11 protein-coding genes and 3 tRNA genes are annotated in these 16128 nt (G+C 46.2%); 5 read left to right on the forward strand and 9 right to left on the reverse strand.

Annotated elements, in window-relative coordinates; translation table 11 throughout:
* Positions 1–50: 50 nt before the first annotated feature.
* Positions 51–1625: a glycosyltransferase gene (locus U5L75_00120; GenBank protein ID MDZ7725982.1), complete on the reverse strand. Its 1575-nt coding sequence runs from the start codon at positions 1623–1625 to the stop codon at positions 51–53.
* Between the two features lie 97 nt (positions 1626–1722).
* A complete protein-coding gene (locus U5L75_00125; protein MDZ7725983.1) occupies positions 1723–3558 on the reverse strand; it encodes a hypothetical protein in 1836 nt (611 codons plus the stop codon).
* Positions 3559–3746: 188 nt separating this feature from the next.
* On the opposite strand from U5L75_00125, the gene U5L75_00130 reads away from it, so the two are divergent.
* The gene (locus U5L75_00130) at positions 3747–5258 is read left to right on the forward strand and encodes an HD domain-containing protein (protein MDZ7725984.1); all 1512 of its coding nucleotides are present in this window, start codon (positions 3747–3749) and stop codon (positions 5256–5258) included.
* Between the two features lies 1 nt (position 5259).
* On the opposite strand, the gene U5L75_00135 is transcribed toward U5L75_00130, so the two are convergent.
* Positions 5260–6528 (reverse strand): ParB/RepB/Spo0J family partition protein, encoded by a 1269-nt coding sequence (locus U5L75_00135; GenBank protein MDZ7725985.1) that lies wholly within the window; start codon positions 6526–6528, stop codon positions 5260–5262.
* A 107-nt stretch (positions 6529–6635) separates the two neighbouring features.
* Here U5L75_00135 and U5L75_00140 point away from each other — a divergent pair, with 107 nt between their 5' ends.
* The 3 genes from U5L75_00140 (at position 6636) to miaA (ending at position 8405) form a co-directional block, all read left to right on the forward strand.
* On the forward strand, positions 6636–6833 hold the full coding sequence (locus U5L75_00140) for a hypothetical protein (GenBank protein ID MDZ7725986.1): 198 nt from the start codon (positions 6636–6638) through the stop codon (positions 6831–6833).
* A 124-nt stretch (positions 6834–6957) separates the two neighbouring features.
* Positions 6958–7039: transfer RNA gene (locus tag U5L75_00145), tRNA-Leu, on the forward strand.
* Positions 7040–7517: 478 nt separating this feature from the next.
* Complete coding sequence (miaA, locus tag U5L75_00150; GenBank protein ID MDZ7725987.1) at positions 7518–8405, forward strand: tRNA (adenosine(37)-N6)-dimethylallyltransferase MiaA; 888 nt, start codon at positions 7518–7520, stop codon at positions 8403–8405.
* 73 nt (positions 8406–8478) lie between these two features.
* On the opposite strand, the gene U5L75_00155 is transcribed toward miaA, so the two are convergent.
* The 4 genes from U5L75_00155 to rpmG form a co-directional block, all read right to left on the reverse strand.
* A complete protein-coding gene (locus U5L75_00155; GenBank protein ID MDZ7725988.1) occupies positions 8479–10371 on the reverse strand; it encodes a hypothetical protein in 1893 nt (630 codons plus the stop codon).
* A gap of 13 nt (positions 10372–10384) precedes the next feature.
* Positions 10385–11572, reverse strand: a complete 1188-nt coding sequence (locus tag U5L75_00160) for a hypothetical protein (protein MDZ7725989.1) — start codon at positions 11570–11572, stop codon at positions 10385–10387.
* Between the two features lie 320 nt (positions 11573–11892).
* A tRNA-Trp gene (locus U5L75_00165) sits at positions 11893–11964 on the reverse strand.
* 74 nt (positions 11965–12038) lie between these two features.
* The gene (gene rpmG / locus U5L75_00170; protein MDZ7725990.1) at positions 12039–12194 is read right to left on the reverse strand and encodes a 50S ribosomal protein L33; all 156 of its coding nucleotides are present in this window, start codon (positions 12192–12194) and stop codon (positions 12039–12041) included.
* A gap of 144 nt (positions 12195–12338) precedes the next feature.
* Here rpmG and U5L75_00175 point away from each other — a divergent pair, with 144 nt between their 5' ends.
* Complete coding sequence (locus U5L75_00175) at positions 12339–13010, forward strand: deoxycytidine triphosphate deaminase (protein ID MDZ7725991.1); 672 nt, start codon at positions 12339–12341, stop codon at positions 13008–13010.
* A gap of 184 nt (positions 13011–13194) precedes the next feature.
* Here the strand turns inward: U5L75_00175 and U5L75_00180 are convergent.
* Positions 13195–13278, reverse strand: a tRNA-Tyr gene (locus U5L75_00180).
* 88 nt (positions 13279–13366) lie between these two features.
* On the reverse strand, positions 13367–16057 hold the full coding sequence (locus U5L75_00185; protein ID MDZ7725992.1) for an AAA family ATPase: 2691 nt from the start codon (positions 16055–16057) through the stop codon (positions 13367–13369).
* Positions 16058–16128 lie beyond the last annotated feature (71 nt).

Genomic DNA, 16128 nt, shown 5'->3' on the forward strand with positions numbered 1-16128 from the left:
CCTTTGTAAAGAGCTGACATTTAACTTTTTGTAATACAACTTTTCTTTTATTAAGCAAGTGACGGTTGGACTACTTCTTTTACATTTACACTTGAAACATAGACCTCTTTTTCCGACTCCTCAACGGTTCGCTCGGTTTTATACCATAACTGCGGTGTGTCCGGAGAACGATAATATTTGAAAGGCGCATAGAACCTAGGAATAGCCTGAACCACAAAGTGTACCGGAGTATATAGATACAGTATTACTGACATTTTCAGGAGATACCCACGGCTCATCTTCTTGTCGTTATATGGTTCTATGTACTCCCTGAACATACGATACGTATAACCGTAAAAATCAAATATAGTAATCGAGGCAAAAAGTAAATACAACATTACAAATTGAAAGCCTATGCTAAGTGCTCCATACGCTCCAACGACCATAAGAAACCAGCCTATTACAGGCATTCCCAAGTGCCAAATTGAGCTATATGCGTTTGAGTATATTTTTAGAGTTAGATGGATCTTTCGGTACCACGGCAATTCTGATTCAACAACGTAAGGTATCAACTGAAAGTGTCCGCGTGCCCATCTTTCACGCTGTTTAAAATAAGTAGCATAGTTAGACGGCGACTGTTCGATCTCCGGACATGAGTACCATTCAGCCGTATGGCCAGTGAGAATATATGTCCGCAGACCAAGCTCGGCGTCTTCTACGAGTGAGCCGGCATCCCAACCACCAACGTGAAATAGAAGGTCTTTTTCAAAAAAGTAATTAGTACCAGCTAGGAAAAGAAGCTTCTTGTTCTTTCTCATGAGACGATGTGTCATAAAGCTCAAGTGGTGTACGACACCTTCGATAAAAGCTCCAATTCCGACTATGTTGAGATTCTTCATATTGGAAACTCCCAACACTATTCCTTGCAAGATCTTACTATTCTTCATCATTCGCAGAAAAGCGATCTCCTTAAGAGAATCAACGTCTAGTCTTCCGTCCGCATCCAAAATTCCGATCATCTCTATATCTTCGTCATCTCCGGTGTAGCGAATATACTCGAGACAATAGTTTAACGCGCGACCCTTTGTAGAGTGAGCATAAGTTTTTGTGAAATCTCCAAAGGTGCCAGAATACCACTCCGGAACCTCAACGCAGTTTACAAACCCCGCCGGATAATTTTTCTGCAAGTCAAGTATAGTTTCTTTAGCGACTTCTTTTGTTGTGCGATCAACGTCATCGTACTTTTCACGTTCATCAACAATGACGTAGATCTTATATGCGTCTTTTGGGTAATCCAATTCAGTAAGCCGTCTAATAGTGTTTTCTATAACACGGCCTTCATTACGAGCGGGAACGAAAACTGCAATTTTAGGGATATCACGACCTTTCATTGCAGAAACAGATATAATGTCTCGCATTGAGTAGACCTGCTTTTTCAACTTGGATTTATAATCATTCATAAAATATACCCTGCGAAGGTATAGAAAACTACCAACAAAAAACACACCAATAGTTAGGTAGCTAAGTATCGTTATTATCTCTGAAGAAGAAAGTAGTATAAAAGTGAATAGCAAAATATCTACAGCAAGTATGATCTGTATCAAAAAAAGTATTCTATATAGATTTTTGTCCCAAAATTTTTTCATATTTCTAGGTTTTGTAACTATACCATTTATTTTACTTATGTCAATAGAAAAACCCCTGCCGTTTTACCAGCAGGGGCTCAATGATCAAGGAACTAGGTTAGCGAGGTTCTACGTCAATCACACAACGTGTTTCTTCTCCGTCGTCGACTCTAAGGTCAACAATGGCATCGGTGGTTTTTGTGCAATTATCGCCGGTAACTGAATCGACAACAAAGTCTTGGTTGTCGTCGAGCACCGCCCGATAATTGTTTTCTTCCACAAAAACCTTTTCACCGTCTTCGATGTCGCGAGAGATCAATTCTCCGCTTGATCGTTCGTAGACAGTAAAGGAAACGGCACGATCAATCTCAAAAACGTAATTACCTAAGCTGGAGCCACTCTCTCCCCCCACCAAGTCAAACCTGATGGTCTCAACATCCCTGTCGTCATCGCGTTCAACTTCCAGACGCACAACAACTTCACCGTCATCGTAGTCTGAGAACGAGATGTACTTGGAATGAGACTCGCGGGTGGATGAGTAGATCTCGAGATCGTCAACACGGATGGTCAGTTCGGCGTCATCCGCCGAAGAGACAGCTCCCCAATTGACCGAGAAGCCCTTGCCGTCGTCGACATCGACATCGTCGTTGTCACGAACGTGACTTCCATCAGAGTCGGTCACGTTCAAGTAATCGATGAGGTTGGGATCAGAATCGTGATCCTCAAACTCAAAGTACAAGACGCAGTCAACGGTCTCTCCTTCATCCACATTAACGCGGATACGGAAGTCATTGACCTTGGTGCAGTCTTGCCTGACCCTGTCGAGGTCGTAGCCAAGGTTGGAAGGAGCGTTAATGTAATAACGACCTTCATTTACCCTAGCTCGATCACCGTCACGGTAGGTATCAACGTACGCGCCATCTGAGGCTTCTAGCTCTAGCGGAAAATCTTCCGGTTCGAGGTCGCCTCCGGTCACGCGAACGTCAAAATCGATCCGACCGGATCCATTTGAAGGATCACTTCCCCCCACCAAGTCAAACCTGATGGTCTCAACATCCCTGTCGTCATCGCGTTCAACTTCCAGACGCACAACAACTTCACCGTCATCGTAGTCTGAGAACGAGATGTACTTGGAATGAGACTCGCGGGTGGACGAGTAGATCCTGTGACCGTCAACACGGATGGTCAGTTCGGCGTCATCCGCCGAAGAGACAGCTCCCCAATTGACCGAGAAGCCCTTGCCGTCGTCGACATCGACATCGTCGTTGTCACGAACGTGACTTCCATCAGAGTCGGTCACGTTCAAGTAATCGATGAGGTTGGGGTCATTGTTCCCGGTATCATTGTCCTCATCATCGTTATGGTCGTCGTTGTCGTCTCCGCCGTGGTCACTGTTTCCATCGTCGCCGTCGTCATCGCCACTGTCATCGTTACCGCCGTCGGTATCCTTATCGCTGTCGTTATCGCCATTATCGTCGTCTTGACTTCCAACGTTAACAACGATCTCAATCGGCGAGCCGGATCTGTTGTTGCCTGACTTGTCGCTCAGGTAGAGCACAAAATGGTACTCTCCCGACCTTTGCGGCGTCCAATTGAACGTTTCTACGGACTCTTGGTCTCCGAAGTTGTGCGTATGCACAACCGGGAGATCGCTCACATCCGTATCGGTCGTATTCCACTCACCAAGCTCAACCCGATAAGTACCGCGAACGTATCCATAGACAATGGTAAGTTCTTCACCGATGTCCACGTCAGCCCTAGAGCGAGCATCAGCCCAGCTCCAGGTACGGTCTTGGTTGTCCTGATAAGTAGAATTATCAACTGCGACTAGGAAGGCTTGGGGGGTTACAGCGTTTTCACCGCTGTTGCCGTCTTTTGGTTGCTGATTCAGTTGAGTACAAGCCCCAAGAAACAGCAATACAAACGGCACCAATAGCAAACCGATCTTTTTCATTTTTCCCTCCTTGGGATTTTGAAAGACTTAGGTTGAGTTCGTTTTGAGTAGCCGTCGTTACTTGCTCCTCTCTCGCTTAACCGAAGTTCCGCGGATATTTATATCATAAAATATTGATTTGTCAATATTTTTGTGGTACTGTAAAGATTCAAATTGCTATTTGAGAATAACGTCTTTAGAATGAAAATATGCCTAAAGTAAAAGAACTATTACACGAGATGCCGAACAATATGAGCAAAGAGGACGAGGAATTGGTCCGACGCGCTTTTGCTTTTTCAGAAAAAGCCCACGAGGGACAAGAACGATACTCGGGAGAGCCATATTTTATACACTCCTTTGAAACAGCAAAAATTCTCGCAAGTATCAATATGAGCGCGGTTACTGTGGCAGCAGGTATTTTGCATGATGTTATGGAAGATTCCGATGTTAGTGAGGAAGAGCTAAAGGAAGAGTTCGGGGCTGAGATCGTTTTTCTAGTAGACGGAGTAACAAAGCTGGGTAAGCTCCGGTTTCAAGGCCTCACTCGCCATGCCGAAAGTCTGCGCAAGTTTTTTATAGCTACTTCAAAAGATATTAGGGTGGTCATAATAAAACTAGCTGACCGTCTACACAATATGCACACACTTGAACACGTACCAGAACACAAACGCAAAAGAATAGCTCAGGAAACGCTCGAGATATACGCTCCACTGGCCTACAGACTGGGAATACGTAAATTAACAAAAGAGCTTGAGGATCTGGCTTTTCCTTATGTATATCCCGAGGAAGCTGAGAAAACCCAGAAAATACTCCAAGAACGAGAGAAAGACGCAAACGCCTACGTTCAAAAAGTGTATAAGCTTTTAAAGAAAAAATTGGCCGAAAACGGTTACCGTAACGCTAAAACCGAATTTAGAACCAAAGGGGTCTACAGTTTGTATAAGAAACTCATCCGCAAAGATATGGACGTAGAAAGAATTCACGATCTGGCGGCTATACGAGTAATAGTACCAACCGTAGCGGATTGTTATGCCGTACTCGGGATCATTCATGGCACTTGGAGACCCTTGCCAGGGCGCGTAAAGGATTATATTGCTTTTGAAAAGCCCAACGGATACCAATCCATACATACCGATATATTTACCGGCGATGGCGGTATTGTGGAAATGCAGATACGCACCGAAGAGATGCACCGAGAAGCAGAATTTGGAATCGCAAGCCACCTGTCTTACAAACAGGGATTCAGAGGAAATGCCGTCAATCCGAACTTATTGTGGCTACGCCAACTGCTACCACGCAGTTATTCTCGTGAAAAAACCGAAACCGAAGAATGGACGCGCGATGTTCCTAGCTGGGTCAAAGAATTAAATGAGTATCAGGAAGAAGCTTACGGATATGAATTTTTAGACAACCTCAAGAGTGACTTTATGAAACACAGAATTTTTGTGTTTACTCCAAAAGGAGAAGTGGTCGATCTTCCTAAAGATTCAACACCCGTAGACTTTGCTTATTCCATACACTCAGATATAGGAGATCATATGAGTAGCGCCAAGGTAAACGGCAAGATGTCGTCACTTTCCACACCCCTACAAAACGGCGACATAGTAGAAATAACGACCAAAAAATCCGCGCAACCCAATCGTAAGTGGCTTGACTTCGTAAAGACCGCCCTAGCTAAGCGTCACATAAAGCTTTTCTTGCAAAAAGGAGAAAGTAAATAAACTATATATTAAAATTGGAGATCGAATATAGCTCGTCGTCGTTATCATCTTCCTTTTTATCTTCGGAATCACTTTCTTGTGTTAGATCCGGTTCTTCTTCTGTACTTTCGCTTTCCTCCTCGCCATGACTAACTTCTGCTCCGTAGGTCGGGATATCCGCGGCAGGGGCTGTGTCTTCCCTTTTTTCCTCTCGTGTATTCAAGTAAGAACTCCAATCGTATTGGGGTGTTTTATTCGCTTCTTCTTCGGAACCGCTTTCCGTTTGTTTCACTTCCTCGTCAGATTCATTGCTTTTCTCAAACGACTGTGGTTCAGAGTATATGTTTTCTTCACGCGACTCTTCGGTTCCAGTTTCTTCTGGCTCTTCTTTAGTTTCGGGTTGTGACGCTTGTTGAGAATTAATAAAGCGGCTTAGCATATCGTACTTTTCAGCGGAATTTTGCGCCGAAGAAGATAGTAAAGTGATTATATTTTTTACATCCTCGGGAGAGAAAAAGTCTATCATTATTTTGCCACCGTTTTCGCGAGATTCAATTTGCACTCGCGTACCGAGCGATTCTGAAAGTTTACCTTCTAGCTCTACAAGCTCTGGGTCTACTCTGCGATCCTTTTTGCGCACTTTATCGTGCGCTATTCTGCGAGCTATTGATTCAGTTTCGCGAACACTGAGATTTTTGTACACAACCTCTTTAAAGACGGTGGCTAATTCATCTGGCTTGTCACTAAGCATCATTAGTGTACGGGCGTGCCCTTCCGATATTTTGCTACCGGCAACCGCCTCTCTGATCTCTTCAGGCAAGGTCAATAATCTGAGAGTGTTTGATACGTACTCACGCGACTTTCCAACTTTCTTTCCAACCTCACTGTGCTTGAGTTTAAACTCTTCTACTAATCGGTTGAAAGCTACTGCTCGATCGATCGGGTTAAGATCTTCTCGTTGAATATTTTCTATGATCGCCAGCTCAAGCTTGAGAAGAGAATCTTCTTCGCCGCTTTTGATTATCACCGGCACTTGGCCCAGGTTCGCCATTCTAGCTGCGCGCAAACGTCTTTCACCGGCGATAAGTTCATACTCGGTAGATATGCCCCCATCAGACTTCTCTACTTCGCTTCGCGTTACCACGAGCGGCTGCAAAACACCATACTGTCGCACCGATTCAGATAGGCTCTGCAGCTTTTCCTCATCAAATTCCTTTCTGGGTTGATGTGGATTGGTTTTTATTTTTCCGACTTCGATCCAAAAAATTGAGTTCCCTTGAAAATATGACATTGCCTGTATTGTTCGTTATTTAGCACAGTATATCACACACAAGTATTTGACTTTATAAACACTCTTTGTTTTATTTGAAATGGAGGTCAAAGGAGAGGAGTGAAAATATGAGTATAGAAGGAGAGTTATTCACCCTATGCGGAAGAGACACTGAGGAAGTCCGAGATCTAGTAGAGGACCTAAGGAGCAAAGACCTTAACATTTGTTTTTGGAAGGAAGATCGGTCTGAGCCAATACTCTACCACCAAGGGTGGCAAGAGCCCATCATTGGACACAGCCGCATTTGCAATAAGTTCGGGGTATAGAACGTCCGATTCCACGATCCTAGATAGTTCCTTTCTTCGCAGAAGCCAGAGGCCGCACAAGCGGCCTCTTTATTATGAAACATTGATTTAAGAAGACATAAATTATAGACTTTTAGAGAAAGATGCCGGAGTGGCGGAATTGGTAGACGCGCACGACTCAAAATCGTGTTCCTTCGGGAGTGGGAGTTCGATTCTCCCCTCCGGCACTACGAACAGAGTGAGTTGAGGCGGAGAGCGGGCAAACTGCTTTGCCCGTGTGAGAGAAGCGAAAGACGGAGTATATTGCGAGCGAAGCGGAGCAATTCGAGTCGGGGTCGCGAGGCTGCCGAAGGCAGAACTTGTGACCGATTCTCCCCTCCGGCACTACGAACAGAGTGAGTTGAGGCGGAGAGCGGGCAAACTGCTTTGCCCGTGTGAGAGAAGCGAAAGACGGAGTATATTGCGAGCGAAGCGGAGCAATTCGAGTCGGGGTCGCGAGGCTGCCGAAGGCAGAACTTGTGACCGATTCTCCCCTCCGGCACCAGAGCAAAGTGAGTTGAGGCGGAGAGCGGGCAAACTGCTTTGCCCGTGTGAGAGAAGCGAAAGACGGTGAGTTGAACCGGAATTGGGCGCAAATAAATGCTTCAATCTATAGATTGAAGCATTTATTTGCTACTATTTCTCGTATAAACATGCATTTAATTTATGAAAGATAAGATTTTGGCTATCGTTGGACCTACGGCCGTAGGGAAAAGTAACTTGGCAGTGAACCTGGCTCTTGAATTTAATGGCGAAGTAATTTCCGCCGATTCTCGTCAGATCTACAAAGGACTAGACATTGGAACCGGGAAGATAACCGAGGGAGAGAAAAAGGAAGTGACCCATTATATGATCGATATAGCCGACCCCAGAGAGCAATACACTGTAGCAGAGTGGAAAAATAACACCGAAAAGATCATATCCGAAGTTCTATCCAAGGACAGACTGCCGATCATTTGCGGAGGCACTGGTCAGTATATAGAAGCTATAGTAGATAATATTTCATATCCAAACGTCCCTCCTAACTACGAACTGCGAGATAAACTTCAAGATAAAAGTCCGGAAAAGCTTTTTGCAATACTAATGTCCAAAGACGAAGATCGCGCGAATACGATAGATAGAAATAACCCACGCCGAATTATACGCGCCATTGAAATAGCAGAATCTATTGGAAAAGTGCCGCCACTCGAAAGTGATCCTAAATACAATGCTCTTCAGATCGGTCTGTACCTGCCACGCGAGAAGCTGAAAAACCGTATAAAAAATAGATTGGAATCGCGCCTAGAGATAGGAATGGTCGAAGAAGCCAAAAAAATTCACAGCAATGGCATATCGTACAAACGAATGGATGAACTGGGATTAGAGTATCGCTACTTGGCAAAATACCTGCAAAACGAAATGACATACGAAGAAATGAAGGAGAAGCTAGAAACAGAAATATACCAATATTCAGTACGTCAACTACGTTGGTTCCGGCGCGATAATAGAATCAAGTGGTTCACTCCGGAAGAAAACGATCAAATCCAAGAGGAGGTGCGCAAATTTTTAACGTAAAAAGCCCCGCGGTATATATACCGCGGGGCTAGAGGTTTCATCACCTCCTTATCAAAAAACTAAAGGAAGACGGTTAGTCACACAGTGTCCAGCCGTGTAAGTAGTCGAGTTTCCTATTGCCGTATCGCACCTCACCATCAAAGTGATGGATAATGGTGTGTCCGACAAACAGGTCTGCCTGCCAACCGTGGTTATTGCCCTGTTGTTCAGACACATCACACGGTGGGTACCCGATGATCGTCATCTCAGCCGGACCATTTTCGTCCGCTGGAGCAATCTCTCCGGTCCAGGAGGTTGAAGGCTCCTGATGATCGAGAGCACCAGACTGATCGTGCTTGTAGTAGATCGCCCAACCGAAGTTGTAGCAATCTTCTTCTGATGTGTTGGTGACAGTGAACTCAAGACTGCCATCGGGAAGCTCGGTGATAGTACCGGTGAGACCGGTAGCATCATCAGCACTCGTGGGATCAACGCATACTAGCGTCTCACCGTCTTTGCCATCCTGGCCATCTTCTCCGTCTTCGCCATCCTGACCGTCTTCACCGTCGGCTCCGTCGCAAACGTACCAAGTACCTGTTACTTCGGAGTTGTCGAGGATGCCGTTGCGGTTGTTGTCAAGACCAACTTCAACCCTAACACCACCGTTTTCACAGTTCTCTCCCGAAGAAACGCTTGTAGTGTCGACGAGAGTAGTGAATCCATCTTCGCCGTCCTCGCCATCTTCTCCGTCTTCCGGGTAACCAATGAAAACTGTTTCGGTGACTTCAGACTCTTCGAGCGTATCGTTGCGATTGGAGTCGAGGCCAAAGTAGAGAGTTACACCCTCTTCTCCGAACTCAACGTCAACAAGTACGTTGTAACCGTCTTCGCCATCTTCACCGTCTTCGCCGTCCTGACCGTCTTCGCCATCGCTGGGACGGCAGAAGCGCACACTTTGCTCGACTTCGCTTTCTTCAAGCTCGCCGTTGCGGTTGGTGTCGAGACCGGTCTCGAAGAGTACGCCACCGTTGCGACAGATGTCGCCAGGATGGATCTCTACGACGTCGACTAGACTATTGTATCCGTCTTCGCCGTCCTGACCGTCCTCACCATCTTCGCCATCTTCACCGTCTTCGCCGTCCCGACCGTCTTCACCGTCGACTCCGTCGCAAACGTAAGTAACATCAGTTACTTCGCTTTCGTCCAGAACCGTATCACGGTCAGTATCCAGGCCAACGCTTACTCGCGTACCTCCATTCGGACATTCTTGTGATTCTTCGATGGGCGTGGTGTCAATTAAAGCTGTATGCCCATCTTCACCGTCTTCGCCATCGGCACCATCTTCACCGTCTTCACCGTCTTCGGGGAACGGAATAAAGATGGTTTCTGTTACCTCCGAATCATCGAGCTCGCCGTTGCGGTTAGTGTCGAGACCAAGCTCTACTGTAACGCCATCTGATTCAAAAATGACGTTAAACAGAACGCTGAGTCCGTCTTCGCCGTCCTCACCGTCGGCACCATCTCGACCGTCTCTGCCATCTTCACCGTCCTCGCCGTCGACACCATCTCTGCCGTCTTCGCCATCCTCACCGTCTTCGCCATCCTCACCGTCGCGAGGGATAACCAGAACGTCTACGACACAGTGCGCTTGACTGTTAAGGTAGTTATACGTTTCGTATGTAAACGTATACGTACCATCGGGCAGACAATCGCCAGTCCAGCTGGAAACGCCGACAGCTCTTGCCTGCTCTGCTACTGTCACACGCGTCCGTGTGGTTCCGGGTGTGAGCTCGTAGGTAAGCTGTGAGCCATGGTCTTCGACCGGCTCAATTACGTTTCCGGATTCATCCAGAAGCGCAAGCTCGATCCCAGTGGCGCCGTCCGGCGCAGAATACTCTACTTCAAGAGTATTAACAGGCATCGGACGACTACAAGCCGCCAGCAGTAACGCTAGAAAGACCGCTGAAAGTATGTAAAGCTTTTTCACTGGCCTCCCCTTTCTAGAAGTGGACATTTACACCAACGCCCAATTCGAGATCCGTCTCCCTGGGATCGGTGATCGTATCGAATTGATTACTCAAACCGATCTCAGTAAAGGGACGGAAAACTTCGGTCGCTTCAAACTCCAAGCCGGCAAACATCACTCCCGCAAAACCGTTGCGAGGCTCGTCAAACGAGCCTTCCTGCGCACCGAACTGGTAGAACAATCCGCCACCTGCGTAGGGGTTGGCACTACCTGCCACATAGGGCCAGAACAGCACATCAACTCCGACGCCAAACATCATGGCTTCTACTCCGCCGGCTCTGTTCAGAGACAAGTGACCGCGCACGCCAAGCCCTTCTTCGCTCGACGAAAGCAAGCCAGTATCTCCAACGTGAAGGTTTAGCGCAAGTGGAGAAATTCCGCCAACGGAAGCACCAACGTATGTGGTAGACGGACGATCAGGGGTGGTATACACCACCTCCGTTACGCCATCTTCACCCGCTGGTCCACGTGGGCCTTCTGGTCCTTGTTCTCCAGTTTCGCCTTGCGGACCGGCAGGTCCTTGTGAACCTGCTTCACCGCGAGGACCGGGCTCGCCTTGCGAACCTTCCAGACCTTGTTCTCCACGGGGACCAATGTCACCTTGCTCGCCCGGCAGACCCATAGGGCCAGCCAGACCTTGTTCTCCGTCTTCGCCTTGCGGGCCCTGTGGTCCGACTTCGCCGCGAGGACCTCGGATATTACCAAGCTCTCGCATCTCACCGTCCGTGTACGTAATCGAGAGGTTGCCCTCTTCATCGAGGTAAACACTCTCTATTCCGCGTCCGGGCTCCCCTTCGGGGCCTTGCGGACCGGCGGGGCCTTGTGGGCCTGCTTCACCGCTTTCTCCCTCAGGACCCCGAGGACCTTGCGGGCCTTCGGTTTGTGGCAAGCATTCTGATTCCAGAATGCGAGCAATGACGACAAACGCCTCGTTACGCGTCAGGCTATCCCGACCGCGAATTGTAAACGTACCTTCGTCGCCGACAATGACGTTGCACTCAACCGCTCGGTTAAGCGCTTCGCGCGCCCAATCGACCACCGATTCCATATCGGTGAATACTTCGGGTGCTGGATGTGCCGCCCCGATAGGCGGCTCCGAATCTTGTGCCTGCGCAATAGGGATAACGAAGAGTAGGAAAAGCGCAAAACAAAACTTTTTCACCGTCTTCTCCTTTCAAGAAATTTCTAGTTATAGGGCGAATATTTGTATGACTATTTCCTCCTTTCTGTAAAGAGCTTCAAAACAAAAAATACTAACAATTTAGGGTTTTGTCAATTTATGATCTGCTATAATTGTTCGCTTTCTCGCTCCCTTCACTCACGCTGTTCGTTGCGGGTCCGAGCCGGGACTCGAATCTTACAGATTCGGTACAGATCTCGTATCGTGCTCGCAAAGCTGCGCGCGATTAACTCGATCTTTTCTCGTCCTGGCGAAAGCGAAATTGTTCGCTTTCTCGCTCCCTTCACTCACGCTGTTCGTTGCGGGTCCAGCAGGACTCGAACCTGCAGTCCTGGTTTTGGAGACCAGTGGTTTGCCAATTAACCGATAGACCCCTACCGACAAATAGTACACAAAAATTTTGAAAAACAAAATAAAAGCCACTCGTGGACAAGTAGCTTTTAGTAAACTATTTCTTAGACTCTTTGAAAAGCACGTGTTTTCGCACGTTAGGGTCGTATTTTTTTAGTTCGATCTTCCGAGTTACGAGCTTCTTATTCTTACGAGAATAGTATACGTAGTCCGACTCGGTTGATTTTAGTTTGATTAATTGATCCTGTGACATAGTTTTAGATTTGAATATAACGCTAGGTACTATAATAAATCACTAAGAATTAGTCAATGTAACGATATTGTGCTTTTTCCCAAACTTCACTCTCGTCAATATGCTAAACTGCATACATATCAAGCAGTCTTTAACTATTAAATTATGGCGCTTTCAGACAAACAAATTTTAGAACAAAAAGAAAAAGGAGATATAGTGATCGAACCGTTTATAGAAGAAAATATTTCTACTTCAAGTTATGATGTAACGCTTGGAGAATATTTTTTCTTTGAAAAATCACCAGGCCGGTTCCAAAATATATATAACCCCTATGACGAAGCACACGTGGAGAAAATTTGGGGTAAAGAGCCGAGCCAAGCACAACCGGCAAAAGAAACATTCAAGCATTACAAATTCGAATTTGAGGGGATAGAGCCGGACGATAAGGTAATAGTGCTGGATCCGGGAGAAACTATATTAGCTCACACAAACGAATTTATCGGCGGTAAGAAACACATAACCACGATGATGAAGGCGCGATCCAGCTTGGGTCGTAATTTTATAGAAGTTTGTAAGTGCGCTGGCTGGGGAGACGTGGGATACGTGAATCGCTGGACCATGGAGATAACAAATAACTCCAAGTTTTACTCTATACCTCTAGTAGTCGGAAGAAGAGTCGCCCAGATCATATTTTTTGAAACCGGAGAAATACGCGGTGACGATTATACTAAAGACGGTAAGTATCAGTCTATAGGATTAGAAGGTCTAAAAGAAAACTGGGATCCTTCAATGATGATCCCCAAAATGTACAATGACAGAGAAGTAAAACAAAGATAGCTATTCGAATTCTGACACGAGCAAAGCAGTTTGTTTTGGGATTCTCTCCTTACAGGAGCTGTACACCTTTCGTATCGTACTCACTTTGTTCCGTGCGATATACTCAAGGTTTTCGAATCCTGCCCGAAAGCTTCGCTTTCTCGGCCACAAAATAAAAACCCCAACAAATGGGGTTTTTATTTTGTGCGCCGGGCAGGATTCGAACCTGCGTAGCCCATAGGGCGACAGATTTACAGTCTGTTGCGATTGACCACTCCGCCACCGACGCATTTTCTGGACCGCGTAATCAATATAATTACGAGCTCCAGAAAAATATATCACAGAGTCACCGCTTTTCAAAGTTAGAGTTTTTGAAACTACGCGGCAACTTTTTCTTTTGAATTGCTTTTAGCTCTTTGTTTACGAGAGCGCTTGCTTACTTCAAAAGTAAGCTCGTCTTTCTTCACGCCTACAGTAACTGTGGCGCCCTCACCCAGACCATCTCCGATCATTCGGTTGGCTATTGGGGTCAATATGTTCGACTGGATCAACCGTTTCAAAGGTCGAGCTCCATAAGTAGGATCGTAGCCTTTGTCTGCGAGGTATTCCAGAGCCGTCTCGGTAAGTTTCAGAGTAATTCCTCTATCCGCCAATCTTTTCCTAACCACATCTACCTGTATTTTGACAATATTCTTGATAACCTCTTTTTCTAGAATATTGAAGATAACTACATCGTCCAGACGATTCAAGAATTCTGGCGAGAAATGATCTTTTAGCGCTTTCATAACGTTGCTCTTGGCCTCGTCGTAACGAGTGATATCGTCCATTTCCGGATGAGTAAACCCGATCTTCTCCATCTGTTGAATGTGTTTTGATCCCACGTTAGAAGTGAGAATAATGATCGTATTCTTGAAGTTTACTTTCCTTCCTTTGGCATCGGTCAAATGTCCATTGTCCAACACCTGTAGAAGTATATTAAATACTTCCGGGTGCGCCTTCTCTATCTCGTCAAATAGAATCACCGAATATGGGCGGTGGCGCACCTTTTCAGTGAGCTGTCCACCTTCGTCATATCCAACATAACCAGCCGGAGCTCCGATCATTTTTGAAACCGCGTGTTTTTCCATGTACTCGGACATATCTACTCGTATCAACGCGTTCTCATCGTTGAACATAAACTCAGCCAAAGCTTTGGTTAGCTCAGTTTTACCTACTCCGGTTGGACCCAAGAACATAAACGATCCGATCGGCCTGTTAGGGTCAGCAATTCCTACTCGGGAACGCTTAATGGCATCCGATATTTTCTCAATTGCCTGATCCTGTCCCTTGACCCGACTTTTGAGCTCTTTTTCAATTCGGGCCAATTTTCTGGATTCTTCTTCAAGCATCCGGTTAACCGGTACTCCAGTCCAACGAGATACCACCGAAGCCACGTCTTCTTCTTTCACTTCTTCGTTTAGAACTTTGCGAGACCTCTGAAGTTTTTTGAGCTTCTTGTTTTTAGTATCGAGCTCTTTTTCAATTGAAGGTATTTCTACGTAACGGATCTCGGCGGCCTTTGAAAGGTCAGCGCGAGCTTCAGCGTCTTCGGCCTCGAGCCGACGTTCTTCAAATTCTTTCTTCAGACGTTTAATGTCGGTAAGAACATTCTTTTCATTTTTCCACTTAAGCTCAAGCTCGGAGGTCTCTTCTCGAAGATCAGCAATGTTTTTATCTATTTCTTTAATGCGTTTCTTGAGTCCGCGTTTCTTGCTATTGTCTTCGAGCTCATTCTTTAATGCCTCCTTCTCTACCTCGAGACGCATTATCTTCTGATGTGTCTCTTCCAACAACTCCGGCTTATTCTCGAGCGATATCTTCAGCTGACTGGACGCTTCATCGATCAGATCTATTGCCTTATCCGGCAAGAACCGATCCGTGATATAGCGACTTGATAGATCAACAGCCGCGACAATAGCTCCGTCGGTAATCTTTACACCGTGGTAGAGCTCATATTTTTCTTTTAGTCCGCGCAAGATAGCCGTCGCGTCCTCCACAGAAGGTTCGTTTACGTATATTGGTTGGAACCTACGAGTAAGAGCAGGATCTTTCTCGATGTATTTTTGATATTCCTTTAATGTAGTCGCGCCAATTGCACGTAGATCTCCACGCGCAAGAGCTGGCTTTAGCATGTTCGATGCATCCATAGATCCTTCAGCCGCTCCTGCCCCGACTATGGTGTGAATTTCGTCGACAAAGAGAATAACTTGGCCTTCCGCTTTCTCGATCTCTTTCATTATTTTCTTCAGACGATCTTCAAACTCGCCACGGTACTTTGTACCGGCTATGAGGGAGCCAATGTCAAGCGAGACGAGATCTTTTCCCTTTAGTGACTCTGGCACGTCACCCGCTGCCACGCGATTGGCCAACCCTTCAACAATAGCCGTTTTTCCAACCCCCGCTTCTCCTATAAGGATGGGGTTGTTTTTATTACGTCGAGACAATATCTGTATCAAGCGGTGGATTTCATTGTCGCGTCCAATGACCGGATCCAGCTTATTCTCCTTTGCTAATTGTGTTAGTGATCGAGTGTACTTTTGGATGGAGCGATTCTTCGGAGAGTTGTCTACATCCGAGATCTTGCCTTCACGTAACTGCTTCAAGATCGAAAGAATATCGTCCTTTGATATCTTAAAACGCTCAAGTGTTTCGCGAGCCTTGCTAGGAATTTCGAGACAAGCTATCAACAAGTGCTCGGTTGATATAAATTCATCGTCGAGGTCTTGCGCGGTCTTTCCAGACGACTCAAGGACTTGGGCAAGCTCCGGTGTTAAGTAAATCTGATATGAAGGAGAAAGCGTGGAATTGCTCTGCGTATCTTCGAGCATATCCAGAATATTGTCGGTAAGAAGTATAGTATCCACCTCCAGTTTCTCGAGTATTGAGAAAACCGAACTTTCTTCTTGAAGAATAAGAGCCGCGAGCAAGTGCAGCGGGTTCACGTGATTCTGACCCCGCTCAACCGCGAGCTCATGGGCTTTTCTTATTGCTTCACGGGCTTTGGATGTGAAGTTATTGAATGGTGCCATGTGAATTAGTAGTTAGTTTCAAGTAATATGTTCGTCTTAAAAGACAAGATTATTTTTTAATGGTGAGTCTG

It is taken from the genome of Candidatus Campbellbacteria bacterium (assembly GCA_034521025.1).
In the GTDB taxonomy this organism is placed as follows: domain Bacteria; phylum Patescibacteriota; class Minisyncoccia; order Phycocordibacterales; family JAXHMZ01; genus JAXHMZ01.